A 14,839-nucleotide genomic window follows, 5' to 3' on the forward strand; every position below is an offset into this window, starting at 1 on the left:
CAACAACAAGCGGCTGCATTCGTCGCTGGGGTACCAGACACCACGAAGCTACGTCAGAATCACATGAAAACTGTCCGCTAAACCGGGGCAAGCCCAAGATCCATCACGTCGAAGATTGGGCGAGGACCTACCGCACCGACATCGACCAACTCACTCTGGCGTGCGGACCACACCACCGGCTTCTCGAGAAGGGCTGGACCACCCGAAAACGCGCTAACGGCGATACCGAATGGATCCCACCACCCCACCTCGACCGCGGGCAACCCCGGGTCAACAAGTTTCATCACCCCGAAAAGTTGCTGGCCGAAGACGGCGACGATCCCTAGCACGCGAAGTCTTGATCCGGTGCCGAGCGACCGGGTACCGTAATGCTGCCAATTACGAAACTATGCGTAGCGTAATTGGCTTCCAAACCATCGAGAGGATCCGCTGATGCGCAGCCGCTACGCGGGCGATCCCTTCACCACACCCACACCCGAGATCGCCACCGCGCTAGAGGAGGTCAGCGTCCCCACGCTGCTGCTCTCGCTCGTCCACATCACCGGCGACCCCAGGTTCATCCGCGACTTCAAGCAGATGGGCATCTTCCTCAACGAGGTCCAGGGGTTCATGTCGGAGGAGGATAAGGCACGCGCCCGCGCCGAGGCCCTGACGGTGATCACCGAGTACCGGGATCGCGGTTGCCCCGAACCGCCGCCGCTGAGCCCCGAACTCATCAGGGAGATGCTGGATTGGGCGGCGTGCGAACACGTTCCGGACGACTACCTGCCGCTGGTTGCCGAGGAGCTCGACCTCGACGGCGTCGACCCCCGGCGTCCCGCCGCGTTGCCGGCCGGGCGCACCGCCCAGCTTCCGGTCCTGGTCGTCGGGTGTGGCGAATCCGGCATCCTGGCCGGCGTCCGCCTCAAGCAGGCGAACATCCCGTTCACCATCGTGGAGAAGAACGCCGGCCCCGGCGGAACCTGGTGGGAGAACAGCTATCCCGGCGCCCGGGTAGATGTGGCAAACCATTTCTATTGCTACAGCTTCGAACCCAACAACGACTGGACGCATTTCTTCGCCGAGCAATATGAACTGCAGGACTATTTCACCAAGGTCATCGATGAACACGACCTGGCCGAGCACGTGCGGTGGCGCACCGAGGTCGTCGCGGCCGAGTGGAACGACGACGACGGCGCGTGGAACGTGCGGCTACAATCGGCCGACGGGGAGACGACCACCGTGCGGGCACGTGCGCTCATCACCGCGGTGGGCCAGCTGAACCGTCCCAACATTCCGGCCTTCGACGGAGCGGACACGTTCCAGGGGCCGTCCTTTCACTCGGCGGCCTGGGATCACTCGGTGGACCTGAAGGGCAAGCGGGTCGCGCTTGTCGGCGCGGGCGCCAGCGGTTTCCAGATCGCCCCCGCCGTCGCCGGGGACGTCGAGCACCTCACCGTGTTCCAGCGCACCGCGCAGTGGATGTTTCCCAACCCGATGTATCACGACGAGGTCGGCGACGGGGTGCGCTGGGCGATGCGCCACCTTCCGTTCTACGGCCGCTGGTACCGCTTCCTGGTGATGTGGCCCGGATCCGACAAAGGCCTGGATGCCGCCGAAGGCGACCCGGGCTATGCGGACCAGGATCACGCCGTCAGCGACATCAACGCCGCCGCGCACATGATGTTCTCGCAATGGATCACCAGCCAGGTCGGCGAGGATTCGGAGTTGCTGGCCAAGGTGATGCCCGACTATCCCGCTTGTGGCAAACGGACCCTGCAGGACAACGGCAGCTGGTTGCGAACGCTGCAGCGCGACAACGTCGAATTGGTGCGCACGGGCATCGACAAGATTACGCCGCACGGCATCATCACCGCCGACGGCGTCACGCATGACGTCGATGTCATCGTGTACGCCACCGGGTTTCGGCACACCGACGTGCTGTGGCCGCTGAAAGTCACCGGCCGAAACGGCACCGACCTACATGAGATGTGGGGGAGCCGCCCCTTTGCCTACCTCGGGATCACCGTCCCGCAATTCCCGAACTTCTTCATCGTCTACGGTCCGGGTACTCACCTGGCCCACGGCGGCAGCCTGATCTTCCAGTCGGAACTGCAGATGCGCTACGTCGACCAGTGCCTGGCGCGACTGGCCGAGACCGGCGTGCACTCCATCGAACCCAAGCCCGAGGCCGCCGCCGATTGGCATCGGCGGACACAGGCCCAGATCAAGAAGATGGTGTGGTCGCATCCCGCGGTCAAGCATTCGTACTTCAAGAACGCCGACGGGGAGATCCACACCGTGAGCCCGTGGCGGCTCAACGAGTACTGGTCGGCGGTGCGCGAGCCCGACTGGTCGCAATTTTCAGTGCGAACGAAAGATTGAGCGCAACAACGAAAGTGAGCACCTCAATATGCGCACCGTAGTCGTCGACGGCCCCCGCAGCATCCGGGTGGACACCCGGCCCGATCCGACCCTGCCCGGGCCCGACGGGGCGATCGTCGAGGTGACAGCCGCCGGCATCTGCGGATCCGATCTGCACTTCTACGAGGCCGACTTCCCGATGCCCGATCCGATCGCGCTCGGGCACGAGGCCATCGGAACCGTGGTGGACGCCGGGCCGGACGTGCGCACTGTCGAGGTCGGCGATCAGGTCCTGGTGTCGTCGGTCACCGGTTGCGGCGCATGCGCGGGATGCGCCACCCACGATCCGGTGATGTGCCACTCCGGCTTTCAGATCTTCGGCGGTGGTGTGCTCGGCGGTGCGCAGGCTGACCTGCTCGCGGTGCCCGCCGCCGATTTCCAGCTGCTGAAGATGCCCGACGGCATCAGCACCGAGCAGGCGCTGCTGCTGACCGACAACCTGGCCACCGGCTGGGCCGCAGCGCAGCGCGCCGATATTCCGTTCGGCGGCACGGTGGCGGTCATCGGTCTGGGTGCGGTTGGCCTATGTTCGCTGCGCAGTGCGCTTTTTCAGGGTGCGGCAACGGTTTTCGCGGTGGACCAGGTCGATGGCCGACTGGACCGCGCCGCCCGGTGGGGCGCAACGCCGGTCAAAGCGCCGGCGCTCGAGGCCATCATGGCCGCCACCGGTGGCCGCGGCGCCGACGCGGTGATCGACGCCGTCGCCACGGACGCCTCCCTGACCGACGCGATCAACGCCGTGCGGCCCGGCGGCACCGTCTCGGTCGTCGGTGTGCACGACATGAACCCGTTCCCGCTCAACGCGCTGGGCTGCCTGATCCGCAGCACGACAGTGCGATTCACCACCGCGCCGGTGCAGCGCACCTGGCCGGAATTGATCCCGCTGCTGCAGTCGGGGCGGCTCGATGTCGACGGCATCTTCACCACCACAATGCCGTTGGACGAAGCGGCCAAGGGTTACGCGACCGCGGAGTCGCGATCGGGCGACGACGTGAAGATCCTGCTCAAACCCTAGCCCCTCACCTGGTCGCCGTGATGTATTGCGACCGCATGAAACTGTCGATCTTCACGTCGACGTCCGGTGGGGTCATGCCGTACCCGGCTTGCAGATCGAGCGTGTTGCGGACGGGCTCGACGCTCCATCCGTGGGCACTGAGCCACTCCGCCGGGTCCGACTGGGGCTCGTAGGTCAGCGCTGAAAAGTCCACATTGCCGGACACATTGACGCCCGGGTGGTCGGTCTCCAGAGCGTTGAGCTGGTCGTGGTCCAGTCGCGATCCGAGCGCACCGATGGCGATCCTGCTACCCGGGGCGCTCAGCCCGCTGATCCGGGTGAAGAGCGCGTGTTGCGCCTCGTCGGTCAGGTAGGGCAGCAGCCCCTCCACCGACCAGGCGCTCGGACTCTCCACGTCGAACCCGGCCGCTTCCAGCGGCCGGGACCAGTCGGTGCGGAGATCGGCGGCCACCTCGATCCGGCGGGCCTTCGGGGTGGCGCACTGATCGCCGAGGACGCGGGCCTTGAATTCGAGGACCTTCGGCAGGTCGACTTCGAAGACCCTTGTGCCTTCCGGCCATTCGAGCCGATACGCCCGCGAATCCAGCCCCGCTGCGACGATCACCGCCTGCCGGATACCCGCCGCGCCGGCCGCATCGAAGAAGTCGTCGAAGAACCGGGTCTGCACGCCGTACAGACGGGGAAAGGCCGTCTCGTCGTCGGTGCTACCCGGATTGGCAAGCACGCCGGCCAAATACGGGTCCTGCGACGCGGCGATGAAGACTTTCGCGTAGTCGTCGCGCACCAGGGGCCGCGGGCTCACGGCATGCAACGCACGCCATCCCGCCACCAGCAGCGCGGTATACCCGACGCTGCTGACGATGTCCCAGTTGTCATCGTCGGAACGGAGCGACCCGAATTCGGGTGTGGTGCTCATGCCTGCTCCTCCCGTCGGCGCCGGCCGCGAAGAGCCGACGTTCCCACGGTACCTGCCGGGCGGCCTCAGAGCTCCAAGATCACTGTTACCGGACCGTCATTCACGAGTCCGACCTGCATGTTCGCGCCGAACACGCCGGTCTGTACCTCGGCACCGAGTTGCCGCAACGCCCCGGCGAACTCCGCGACCAGCGGCTCGGCGACCGCTCCCGGAGCGGCCGCGTTCCATGACGGGCGGCGGCCCTTGGCGGTGTCGGCGTACAGCGTGAACTGGCTGACGACCAGAATCGGCGCCCGGACGTCGGCCGCGGAATGCTCGTCGGCGAGAATCCTTAACTGCCACAGCCTCTCGGCGAGCCGGCGCGCCTTCTCGTGGTCGTCGCTATGGGTGACGCCGACGAATGCCAGCAGGCCCTGGCCATCAGGGTGGATGGCCCCCACCACCGCGCCGTCCACCCAGACCGTTGCCGACGAGACTCGTTGCACCAACACCCGCATGGGCCTCGATGGTGCCAGATCGGCCTGTCACCGGTTGGGTACGCTCGTGGGGTGTCTGTGCTCGTCGCGTTTTCCGTCACCCCGATGGGAGTCGGCGAGGGTGTCGGCGAGATCGTCGCCGACGCGGTTCGCGTGGTTCGCGACTCCGGGCTGCCCAACAAGACGGATTCGATGTTCACCGTCATCGAAGGCGAGACCTGGGCAGAAGTCATGGCCGTGGTGCAGCGCGCGGTCGAGGCCGTGGCCGCCCGCGCGCCCAGGGTGAGCACGGTGATCAAGGCGGATTGGCGTGCCGGAACCAGCGACGCGATGACGCAGAAGGTCGCCTCCGTCGAGCGCTACCTCTCGCAGGGTCAGCCGCGCACCGCGGACTGAAACGCCCGTTCAGCCGCCTCGCCGTGTACGGCGAACACCACCTTGCGCAGCGAACCCGGTTGGTGCTGCCGGACGGCATCGACCATCAGCCGCGCCGCCTCATCAAGCGGAAAGCCGCCCACGCCGGTGCCGAAGGCGACCAATCCGAGCGAGCGGCAACCGAGCTCATCGGCCTTGCGCAGCGTCGAGGCCGTGGCAGCCGCGATGATCTCGGCCGACGTCGGGCCGCCGAGCTCCATCGTCGCCGCATGGATGACATAGCGCGCCGGCATGTCGCCGCCCGTGGTCTCGATCGCTTCACCGAGCCCGATCGGCGCCTTCTCGGTCGATTCCCGCTGCACGGCTGGTCCGCCCGCGCGCGAGATGGCCGCCGCGACACCGCCACCATGCCGCAGCTCCGTATTGGCAGCGTTACTGATCGCGTCGAGTTCGAGCTTGGTGACGTCGGCCTGCAGTACCTCTAACTCGATCATGGGCTCATTGTCGCGCAGCCCATCAGTAGGCTCATGACAGTGAGCGCACGCGCAGGAATCGTTGTCACCGGAACCGAGGTCCTCACCGGACGCGTCCAAGATGCGAATGGCCCCTGGATCGCCGATCGCCTGCTGGAGCTGGGCGTCGAGCTGGCACACATCACCATCTGCGGCGACCGCCCGGCCGACATCGAGGCGCAGCTGCGGTTCCTCGCCGATCAGGGGGTGGACCTGATCGTCACCAGCGGCGGCCTGGGACCGACGGCCGACGATATGACGGTCGAGGTGGTGGCCCGGTTCTGTGAACGCGAGCTGGTGCTCGACACCGAGGTCGAAGAGAAGATCGCCAACATCCTCAAGAAGCTGATGTCGCGCAACCCCGCATTCCAATCCGCCTTGGACCCCGGCACTTTCGAGTCGCTGCGCGCAGCCAACCGCAAGCAGGCCATGGTGCCCGCGGGGGCGCAGGTGCTCGACCCGGTCGGCACCGCGCCCGGCGTCGTCGTACCCGGCAAGCCGACGGTGATCGTGCTGCCCGGTCCGCCGCGCGAGCTGCAGCCCATGTGGCACACCGCCATCGAGACATCCGCGGCGCAGGACGCGATCGTCGGCCGGACGGTCTACCGGCAGGAGATGCTGCGCATGTTCGGGCTGCCCGAGTCGGGGCTGGCCGAAACACTGCGCGACGCCCAACAGGCGGTGCCCGGCTTTGGGCGACTCGAGATCACCACCTGCCTGCGGCGCGGGGAGATCGAAATGGTCACCCGCTACGAGCCGGACGCCGCCGACGCGTACACACAGCTGGTCAAGCTGCTGCGGGAGAGGCACGGACATCAGCTCTACTCCGAGGACGGCTCCCGCGTCGACGATCTGGTCGCACAATTGCTGGCCGGCCACCGGATTGCGACGGCCGAATCCTGCACCGCGGGACTGCTGGCGGCGCGCCTGACCGACCGGCCCGGCTCGTCGGATTATGTGGCCGGCGGTGTGGTGTCCTACTCGAACGAAGCGAAGGCGGAGCTGCTCGGCGTCGACCCGGCGCTGATCGAAGCGCATGGCGCGGTGTCCGAACCGGTGGCCGAGGCGATGGCCGCGGGCGCGCTGCAGCGCTTTGGGGCCGACACCGCCGTCGCGATCACCGGCATCGCCGGCCCGGGCGGGGGGACGGAAGAAAAGCCGGTGGGCACAGTCTGTTTCAGCGTCACGGCCAACGGTAGCACCGACACCCGTACGCTGCGGCTTCCCGGCAATCGCTCGGATGTCCGGGAGCGCTCGACTACGGTGGCCATGCACCTGCTGCGGCGCCTCCTCGCGGACGCCGACTGACGCCGAGCGTCACGCTGGCGTGGCCGCGGCGGCCGGGAGACACGGTGGCATGACGCTCGGCAACGTGGGGGACCAGCGTCACGTCACTTCGCTTGCCAGGAAGGCGGTTTCGGTGGTGCCGAACCGAATCCCGGTGGCGTCCTTCCCGATCAACGTGAGCACCGCCACCGTGATCAGCACCGGCACGATCGTCGCCGCCAGGGCGAACGGATAGCCGTGTGATTCGGCGAGGCGCTCCTGAATCGGCAAGTTGAACGCCGCCAGCAGGTTTCCGAGCTGGTAGGTCACGCCGGGGTAGAGGCCCCGGATGGCATCCGGCGACATCTCGGTGAGGTGGGCCGGAATCACGCCCCAGGCGCCCTGCACGAACAACTGCATCAAAAACGAGCCCAGGCACAGCATCGCCGCGCTGCGCGAGTACGCGAACAGCGGGACGATCGGCAGCGCCAGGACCGCACAGAAGACCACGGTGTAGCGGCGGCTGAACCGTTGCGAGAGCGTGCCGAAGACGAGCCCGCCGATGATGGCGCCGACGTTGTAGACCACCACGATCCACTTGACCGTCGTGCTGGCCAGGTTGGCGCCGTGGTTGGTGTGCGCCCCCAGGAAGGTGGGATAGACATCCTGCGTGCCGTGGCTCATCCAGTTGAACGCCGTCATCAGCAACGCCAGGTAGATGAACCGCCGGATGATCGCGCCACTACGCAGTACGTCGCGGATCCGGGTGCTGGTGAGCCTCATCTGGTCCTGCGCGGCCTCCCACACCTCGGACTCCTCCACCCGGTAGCGGATGACCAGGCTGATCAGGGCGGGGACGATGCTCAGGCCGAACAGCCACCGCCACGACAGGCCGAGCCAGTCGATCACCACCAATGAGGCGACGCTGGCCAGCAGGTAGCCGAACGCGTACCCCTCCTGCAGCAACCCGGAAAAGAAGCCGCGGCGCTCGACCGGAACCTTCTCCATGGCGAGCGCGGCGCCCAGCCCCCACTCACCGCCCATGCCGATGCCGTAGAGCAGGCGCAGGATGACCAGCACGGTGAAGTTCGGCGCGAACGCGCACAGAAAGCCCACCACCGAATAGAACATGACGTCGACCATCAGCGGCAGCCGACGGCCCACGCGGTCCGCCCACAGCCCGAAGAGCAGCGCGCCGACGGGCCGCATGATCAGCGTGGCCGTCGTGACGAACGCGACCTCGGCCTTGCTGTGGTGGAACGTCTTGGCGATGTCGGCGTAGACGAGCACCACGATGAAATAGTCGAAGGCGTCCATCGTCCAGCCCAGGATCGCCGCGATGAAGGAGTTTCGCTGATCGGCGGTCAACCGTTGTGTGGTCACGTCAGCATCGTGCAGGACGCGGCGCGATAGCGCGACCCGTTCCACCATGCGGATTCCGGGAGTATGTTCCGGATACATGCGGATCATCGACGCCGATGGGCATGTTGCCGAGAATTCTTCGCTGGCAATCGAAGCGATCAAACGGTGGCCGCAGCACGTCACGCTCAGCACGGACGGGCGGCCGGGCCTGAGGCTCGAAGGCCGCAATTACCCGGAGGACACGGGCCCGGGTGCGGGGTGCCCACCCGAGCACGGGATCAGCAAGGCTCCCGACATCAATTGCCGCTCACCCGAGGGCGTGCTGGGCGACGCGGATCGCGACCACATCGACACGATGGTGCTGTATCCGAGCATGGGGCTGTGCGCGCCCAGTCTCGAGGATCCGGAATTCGCCGCGGGATTCTCCCGCCTGTACAACCAGTGGATCGCGGATTACTGCGCCTCGTCGGGCGGCCGGTTGCGCGGTGTCGCCGTGACACCGATCGAGCACGGCAGGGTGGCCATCGACGTCATGACGGAGGCCAAAGAGCTTGGGCTGATTGCGATTTTGGTGCCGCCGGCGCTCAAGAGCCGCAACCTCGACCATGCCGACCTCGACCCGTTCTACGCCGCCGCTGTCGAACTCGGCATGCCGCTGGGCGTGCACGGCGCCCCGGGCATCCACCTGCCCAAGATCGGCGTGGACCGGTTCACGAACTACATCCAGGTGCACTGCATCAGTTTTCCGTTCGACCAGATGACGGCGATGACCGCGATGGTCTCCGGCGGCGTCTTCGAGCGCCATCCCGAGTTGCGGGTCGCCTTCCTGGAAGCGGGCGCGGGCTGGGTGCCCTTCTTCATGGATCGGCTGCACGAGCACTACGAGAAGCGCGGCGACTGGGTGGAGCGCGGCTGGCGTCGCGACCCGCACGACTATCTGGCCGCGGGCAACATCTGGGTGACATGCGAGCCGGAGGAACCGATCCTGCCCGGCGTGATCGATGTGCTGGGCGACGATTTCATCATGTTCGCCAGCGACTACCCGCACTGGGACGGCGAATGGCCGGAGAGCACCAAGCACCTGCGCACCCGAGGCGACATCAGTGAGGGCTCCCGGGAAAAGATCGGCGGCCTGAACGCCCAGCGCTTCTACAACCTGAACTGAGCTGTCCGGCTTACGTCCCGGCCGGGTGGATGGCAGGATTCCGGGGCATGGGCCCCTTTCTGTTGCGCGCCGCATTGACCGGACTCGCGTTGTGGATCGTCACCCTCTTCGTGCACGGCCTGAGCTTCGTGGGTGGCGACACGAAGCTGGAACGGGTCGGCATCATCTTCGTCGTCGCCGTGATCTTCGGTCTGGTCAACGCGTTCATCAAGCCGGTCGTACAGATCTTGTCGATCCCGCTGTACATTCTGACGCTCGGCCTGTTCCATGTCGTCGTCAATGCGCTGATGCTGTGGATCACCGCACGGATCACCGAGCACACCACGCATTGGGGACTGCAGATCGACCATTTCTGGTGGACCGCGATCTGGGCCGCGATCGTGCTGTCGATCGTTAGTTGGTTGCTGTCCTTGGTGATTCGGCGCACCGGCGCCGGACGCTAGCCGCCGTTTGCCAGGCTCACCACGTCGCGCGCGCAACCCCAGGACAAGGTGACGCCGTTGCCGCCGTGCCCGTAGTTGTGGATGCAGCGCGCCCGCCCCAGCGGCTCGGCCTGCACCCGCACCGACGGACGGTCGGGACGCAGCCCGGTGATCACCTCGATCACCTCAGCGTCGTTGAGTCGCGGCTCGACGGCGCGGCAGCGCCGCAGGATGCGTTCGGTCAGGTCGGGGTCGGCCGCGGTGTCCCAGCGGTCGGGGATGCTGATGCCGCCGCAGACCACCCGCTGCGGGTGGGGGAAGTAGCACGTCCATTCCGGACCGTCGTTGATTTGCACAAACGGTTGCCGCAGACCGGGATTGGTGAGCACCACATGCTGGCCGAATAGCGGCCGGACGGTGTCGTCACCGGTCAGCGTGCCCGCGGCGAGCCCGGCGCAGTTGACGACCATTCCGGCGGCGTCGGCGGCCTCGTCGAGCGATTGCACCGCACGCTCCTCGATTGCGCAGCCGGCCGACGCCAGCCGCCTCGTGAGGTAGTCGAGATAGTGCGGCATGTCGATCATCGGCACGGTCGCGCGGAAAGCGGCGCCGAAGCCCTCGGGCACATCGGCCGGGTCGGCCGGGCGCAGGTCGGGGATCAGGGCCGCGGCCGACGGCGACATCGCCTGGCTCGCGCTCAGCTCACCGACGGCCAGCACCGGCGCCAGTTGCACCCCGGAGTTGGGATCCCGGGCAAGATCGGTGAACACCCGCAGCGAGTGCTCGACCCAGCCCAGCGTCTCGGCCGCCCGGTCGGCGGGCCGTGGGGGGAGCCAGATCGCGCCGGCCACCGCCGACGTCGTCCGCTTCAGCGTCGCAGCCGCCCACACCCGGACCGGCCAGCCCGCCTCGGCCAGACAGATGGCCGACGTCAATCCGCTGACGCCGGCACCGACGACGAGGATCTGCTGCGAATGTGCCACGGCGCCACGGTAGCGAAAACTGGCCCGCCGCGGGTTGCGCCGGGGTCAGCGTCGAGTGCTCCCGAGGCGGGTCAGGAATGCGCGGCCTGGGGGGCCGCCGAGGTCGCCGGCGCGGCCGGTGCCTGCGGGGCCGGGGAGGCCGCCGGAGCTTGCGGGGCCGGTGCAGCGGCCGGAGCTTGCGGGGCCGGCGAGGCCGGCCGCGCCTGCTGCTGACCGCCCAGCAGGCTGTTGAGGATGCCGAGGGTGCCCTGCACGCCCGCCGGCGGCGCAGTGGAGGGCGGAACGGCGCCCGGCGTCAGCTGCCAGGGCTGGCAGCCCGAGGTCTTGAACGCCTTGTCGCCCGGATCGATCTGCACTACCTGCGGCTTCTTCGACATGGCGTTGTCGATCAGGGCGCCGTCCGGATTGCTGGTCCGCTTCCAGTAGCAGGTGCCGTTGTCGACGGGGCCCCCGGAGCTGTAGATGCCCGGCGCGATGTCAGTTCCCACCGCGTAGATGCCGTCCTTGTCGATGGTCGTCTTCGGCCCGGCTGGTTCCGGCGGGGCGCCGGGCGACGGTGCTGGTGACGCGGCCGGTGCCGGTGACGCCGACGGCCCCGGCGCCGGTCCCTGCGTCTCGTCCGGATCGGCACTGGCGACCACGGTGGACGCGGCCAAGCCGGCGACCATCAGGCCCGCAGCAACCAACCTTGCCGCAGTAGCTACTCCACCCATAGACATCGAGGGTACCGGGGTCAGGAACCTAATTCACCGTTGTGACATCGCCGAGCCGCGAAGAACGCCTACGCGAGCCGCCGCACCTTGCCGGCGTAGCCGAGCGCGTGCTCGTAGGTCTCGAGGTTGTCGCGGGAAATCTTCGCGTGCACCGGGCGTTCGAGGAAGAAGCGCAGCACCGGGTTGTACGCGTGATAGGTCTCGTGGAACGTCAGTACGGTGGTGCCGTCGGGCTGCTCCTCGAGCCGGTGATAACCCTCGGCGCGTGACCACAGTGGGGCGCCGACGGCCACGTAGCGCGACAGCTTGTTGAGTTCTGCCTCGGTCACCGTTTCCCAGGATCGCGCCCTGCCGCCGGTCAGCAGGTATCTGGGCACTTCGAAGATGCAGGTGCGGACCAGGCCCTCACCGGCTTCGTTGCCCTCGTTCAGGATTTCCATGCTGCCGGTCGGCCAGGTGAGCACCCGCGGACGTGGGGCGTTCGGCGGCGCCGGCGGATGCAGCACCCGCCAGACTTTCCGCGGCGGAGCGTCGATGTGGAATCGCACGGTGTAGGACTGCATCAGCCTTCTCCATCAGCCGGTATCCAACTGTTCCAGAACGTGATGGTCTCCGCGGGGGGCCGCTTGGCCGGCCGGAAGTCGGTGCCGATCGTGTAGGCGACGGGGAACAGCGCGGCCTGCGTGACGGTGGGCGGAATCCCGAGCAGCTCGGCGACCTCCTGCTCCTTGAACAGATGCATCGTCGTCCATACCGATCCCAGACCCCGCGACCGCAGCGCCAGCAGAAAGCTCCAGCCCGCCGGGATGATCGATGCCCAGGCCGCCGCGGCGATGCCTAATTGGGCGCCGTCGATGCGCTGTTCGATACACGGAATGACATGCACCGGCACGTCGGCCAGTGTCTCGGTCAGGCTCATCGCGCTCTGGTACACCCGCTGCGTCTGGGGGTCCGTCGCGTTGTCCGCCGCGTACGCCAGGTATTGCGCGCCGATGCTGCGGTAGATCTCGGCGATCGCGGCACGCTTGTCAGCGTCGGTGATCACCAGCCAGCGCCAGTCCTGCGAGTTGCTGGCCGTCGGTGCCTGCATCGCCAGCTCGATGCAGTCCAGGATCACCTCGCGACTTACCGGGCGGGTCAGGTCCAGACGTTTGCGAACCGACCGGGTGGTGCTCAGCAGTTCGTCGACGGTGGCGATGTCCATGGGTTCCTTCCGGGTCGTCAGAGGTCGATGGCGCAGGACTGGTCGACGCCCAGCACGCTCAACGAGCGCCCGAGGCCGAGGAAGACGGCGACGCACAGCGTCAGATCCAGGATCTCCTCGTCGGTCAACGACTGCCGAAGTCGTTGGAAGAAGGCGTCATCCAATGAGGCGTGGTCGGTGGCGAAGCGCTCGGCGTACTCGATGCAAAGGCGTTGGCGCGCCGTGTATCCCGGGTAGCCGGCATACCCGGCGACATTGTCGTACAGCTCGGGCGCGACCCCGGCGTTCAGCACGGACTGGGCGCGAAAGTCCGAGCACGCAACGCAATCGTTGATCTGCGCGATGCGCATCCGGGCCAGCTCCCGCTCGTCGGCCGGCAGGATGCTCTGCTGGTAGGCGCCGCGGATCATGCGCTCGACCATGCCGCCGAGTTCCGGCCGTAGCGTCCAGATCATGGCGGCTTCGCCGCCGGGACCATCCGGCACGTTGAGTCGGGCCATCAGCGAACTCCTGCCCGGTGCAGAGACGTACTGAGCTGAGCAAACCAGACTCATCGCTCGGCTGTCTAGGGCGCGCCGTCCCGATTCAGAATGTGGGCCGCTTCGCCGACCATGTCGGAGATGATGTCCGCGGCGGGACGGACCTCGCGGATGCGCCCCACCCCCTCGCCGATCAATATGGCTGCGGTATCGAAATCCTCAGCGGCGACGGCCTTTTCGTAGGCGCTTATCGCTTCGGGTAGTTGCGCCGACAACCCGGCCTCGTTACCGTGCCAGGTGTCCAGAAAGGCGTTGCTCAGCGCCCGCGCGTCGTATCCCGCGGGCCAATCGAGGCGGCGCACAACGTCATACACACGGGTGCGCACCGTGTCGTCCCCACCCGCCGCGACGGCGCGCCACTGTGCCCGTGGTGAGACCAGCGCCTCCGGCGTCGCCCAGAACCGGGTCCCCACGAGCGCGCCATCGGCACCCAGCGCCAGCGCGGCCGCCAACCCGCGACCATCGCTCACGCCGCCCGCGGCCACCACCATGGTGTCGGGCGAGCGCTCCGCCACGAAATCGACGACCTCGGGCACCAGGGTGAAGGTCGACCGCACGCTCATGCCGTGGCCGCCGGCCTCGCCGCCCTGAGCCACGATGACCTCCGGCCCGGCGTCCAACGCCTGGCCCGCCTGGGCGAGGTTCTGCACCTGCGCGAGGAGCGGGACGCCGGCAGCGTGAATGCGGTCGGCGAAGGGCCGTAGCTCGCCGAACGACAGCATCACGGCCGCAGGCCGCTGCTCGAGCGCCAGGTCGAGCGCTCCCGGGTTTCGGGCCAGGCTCCAGGTGATGAAGCCGTATCCGACCCGGGCGCCTTCGGCGCGGTCGGTCTGGGCCAGCAGCCATTCGGCGTCGGGATAGCCCCCACCGATGAGGCCCAGTCCGCCCGCCCGCGTCACCGCCGCCGCGAGCCGGCCCCCGGAGACCAGCGCCATCGGCGCGAGCACGATCGGCTGCTCGATTCCGAACGACTCGGTGAGCCGCGTCCTCAGACCCATCGCGGCGCTCACTTCAGCTCGCCGGTGAGGAACTGCGCCCTGCCGTGGCCGAAAGACCAGTCCTCGTCGTCGTTTTCGGTGACCGAGACGATCAGGTCGGCGGGATCGAGCCCGCAGCGGTCCGCGAGGCGGGACGCCAGCAGCTCATAGAACTTCTGCTTGAGCTCGCGGGGCCGTCGCCGGCTCACCACGTGCAAGACCACCTGTCGCGACGATCGGTCGATGCCCAGGCCGGTATCCAGCGTGACGATCTCGTAGGCCGGGTGGGTGTGCACCACCTGGTAGCGATCCCGCTCGGGGACGCCGAACGCGTCGATGACCGTCTCGTGGATCGCGTCCAGCAGTGCACGCACCTCGGCGGGCGAACGGCCCTCGATCAGGTCGATATACAACAGCGGCATTTTTCCCTCCTGCGGACAACGCGCGGATTGCGCATCCAGTGCAACCGACGGTAGGTCCATGGGAATCCCGCGTGAAATGCCTTCTGTAG

General features: G+C 67.5%; 17 protein-coding genes and 1 pseudogene. 7 read left to right on the plus strand and 11 right to left on the minus strand.

What is annotated here, in order from left to right:
- The 3 genes and pseudogenes from ACYQ8K_RS14835 to ACYQ8K_RS14845 form a co-directional block, all read left to right on the plus strand.
- A pseudogene (locus ACYQ8K_RS14835) lies at nucleotides 1-326 on the plus strand (hypothetical protein); the annotation flags it as partial.
- A 106-nt stretch (nucleotides 327-432) separates the two neighbouring features.
- Complete coding sequence (locus ACYQ8K_RS14840) at nucleotides 433-2,364, plus strand: flavin-containing monooxygenase (protein WP_459970121.1); 1,932 nt, start codon at nucleotides 433-435, stop codon at nucleotides 2,362-2,364.
- Nucleotides 2,365-2,392: 28 nt separating this feature from the next.
- A complete protein-coding gene (locus ACYQ8K_RS14845; protein WP_459970122.1) occupies nucleotides 2,393-3,418 on the plus strand; it encodes an alcohol dehydrogenase catalytic domain-containing protein in 1,026 nt (341 codons plus the stop codon).
- A gap of 4 nt (nucleotides 3,419-3,422) precedes the next feature.
- Here ACYQ8K_RS14845 and ACYQ8K_RS14850 read toward each other — a convergent pair whose 3' ends face one another.
- Together ACYQ8K_RS14850 and dtd are read right to left on the minus strand one after the other, a co-directional pair.
- Nucleotides 3,423-4,334, minus strand: coding sequence for a class I SAM-dependent methyltransferase (locus ACYQ8K_RS14850; RefSeq protein ID WP_459970124.1), 912 nt, complete (start codon nucleotides 4,332-4,334; stop codon nucleotides 3,423-3,425).
- Nucleotides 4,335-4,399: 65 nt separating this feature from the next.
- On the minus strand, nucleotides 4,400-4,831 hold the full coding sequence (gene dtd / locus ACYQ8K_RS14855; protein ID WP_459970125.1) for a D-aminoacyl-tRNA deacylase: 432 nt from the start codon (nucleotides 4,829-4,831) through the stop codon (nucleotides 4,400-4,402).
- A gap of 51 nt (nucleotides 4,832-4,882) precedes the next feature.
- Between dtd and ACYQ8K_RS14860 the strand changes: the two genes are divergently transcribed.
- On the plus strand, nucleotides 4,883-5,206 hold the full coding sequence (locus ACYQ8K_RS14860; RefSeq protein WP_459970127.1) for an MTH1187 family thiamine-binding protein: 324 nt from the start codon (nucleotides 4,883-4,885) through the stop codon (nucleotides 5,204-5,206).
- Here ACYQ8K_RS14860 and ACYQ8K_RS14865 read toward each other — a convergent pair.
- Nucleotides 5,185-5,679: a macro domain-containing protein gene (locus ACYQ8K_RS14865; RefSeq protein WP_459970129.1), complete on the minus strand. Its 495-nt coding sequence runs from the start codon at nucleotides 5,677-5,679 to the stop codon at nucleotides 5,185-5,187. The two genes, ACYQ8K_RS14860 and ACYQ8K_RS14865, sit on opposite strands and share 22 nt — an antisense overlap.
- Nucleotides 5,680-5,718: 39 nt before the next feature.
- Between ACYQ8K_RS14865 and ACYQ8K_RS14870 the strand changes: the two genes are divergently transcribed.
- Complete coding sequence (locus ACYQ8K_RS14870; RefSeq protein ID WP_459970131.1) at nucleotides 5,719-7,005, plus strand: competence/damage-inducible protein A; 1,287 nt, start codon at nucleotides 5,719-5,721, stop codon at nucleotides 7,003-7,005.
- 78 nt (nucleotides 7,006-7,083) lie between these two features.
- Here the strand turns inward: ACYQ8K_RS14870 and ACYQ8K_RS14875 are convergent, their stop codons facing one another.
- Nucleotides 7,084-8,346 carry an MFS transporter gene (locus ACYQ8K_RS14875; RefSeq protein WP_459970132.1) on the minus strand — a complete coding sequence of 421 codons (1,263 nt, stop codon included), beginning with the start codon at nucleotides 8,344-8,346 and terminating at the stop codon, nucleotides 7,084-7,086.
- A 76-nt stretch (nucleotides 8,347-8,422) separates the two neighbouring features.
- Between ACYQ8K_RS14875 and ACYQ8K_RS14880 the strand changes: the two genes are divergently transcribed.
- Both ACYQ8K_RS14880 and ACYQ8K_RS14885 read left to right on the plus strand, forming a co-directional pair.
- Nucleotides 8,423-9,490: an amidohydrolase family protein gene (locus ACYQ8K_RS14880; RefSeq protein ID WP_459970134.1), complete on the plus strand. Its 1,068-nt coding sequence runs from the start codon at nucleotides 8,423-8,425 to the stop codon at nucleotides 9,488-9,490.
- A gap of 47 nt (nucleotides 9,491-9,537) precedes the next feature.
- Nucleotides 9,538-9,933 carry a phage holin family protein gene (locus tag ACYQ8K_RS14885; protein WP_459970135.1) on the plus strand — a complete coding sequence of 132 codons (396 nt, stop codon included), beginning with the start codon at nucleotides 9,538-9,540 and terminating at the stop codon, nucleotides 9,931-9,933.
- On the opposite strand, the gene ACYQ8K_RS14890 is transcribed toward ACYQ8K_RS14885, so the two are convergent.
- From ACYQ8K_RS14890 to ACYQ8K_RS14920, 7 genes are all read right to left on the minus strand, one after another.
- The gene (locus ACYQ8K_RS14890; protein WP_459970137.1) at nucleotides 9,930-10,895 is read right to left on the minus strand and encodes an FAD-dependent oxidoreductase; all 966 of its coding nucleotides are present in this window, start codon (nucleotides 10,893-10,895) and stop codon (nucleotides 9,930-9,932) included. The two genes, ACYQ8K_RS14885 and ACYQ8K_RS14890, sit on opposite strands and share 4 nt — an antisense overlap.
- Before the next feature lie 71 nt (nucleotides 10,896-10,966).
- Entirely contained in the window at nucleotides 10,967-11,608 is a 642-nt protein-coding gene (locus ACYQ8K_RS14895; protein ID WP_459970139.1) for a hypothetical protein, read from the minus strand.
- 68 nt (nucleotides 11,609-11,676) lie between these two features.
- Entirely contained in the window at nucleotides 11,677-12,171 is a 495-nt protein-coding gene (locus tag ACYQ8K_RS14900; protein ID WP_459970141.1) for an SRPBCC family protein, read from the minus strand.
- Nucleotides 12,171-12,812, minus strand: coding sequence for a nitroreductase family protein (locus ACYQ8K_RS14905; RefSeq protein WP_459970142.1), 642 nt, complete (start codon nucleotides 12,810-12,812; stop codon nucleotides 12,171-12,173). Before ACYQ8K_RS14905 ends, ACYQ8K_RS14900 begins: the two co-directional genes overlap by 1 nt.
- Before the next feature lie 17 nt (nucleotides 12,813-12,829).
- Nucleotides 12,830-13,312 (minus strand): carboxymuconolactone decarboxylase family protein, encoded by a 483-nt coding sequence (locus tag ACYQ8K_RS14910; protein WP_459970144.1) that lies wholly within the window; start codon nucleotides 13,310-13,312, stop codon nucleotides 12,830-12,832.
- A gap of 65 nt (nucleotides 13,313-13,377) precedes the next feature.
- Nucleotides 13,378-14,349, minus strand: a complete 972-nt coding sequence (locus ACYQ8K_RS14915) for an NAD(P)H-dependent flavin oxidoreductase (RefSeq protein ID WP_459970145.1) — start codon at nucleotides 14,347-14,349, stop codon at nucleotides 13,378-13,380.
- 8 nt (nucleotides 14,350-14,357) lie between these two features.
- On the minus strand, nucleotides 14,358-14,750 hold the full coding sequence (locus tag ACYQ8K_RS14920; RefSeq protein WP_459970146.1) for a tautomerase family protein: 393 nt from the start codon (nucleotides 14,748-14,750) through the stop codon (nucleotides 14,358-14,360).
- Between the last annotated feature and the right edge of the window lie 89 nt (nucleotides 14,751-14,839).

The sequence above is a fragment of the Mycobacterium sp. MUNTM1 genome, assembly GCF_054660795.1.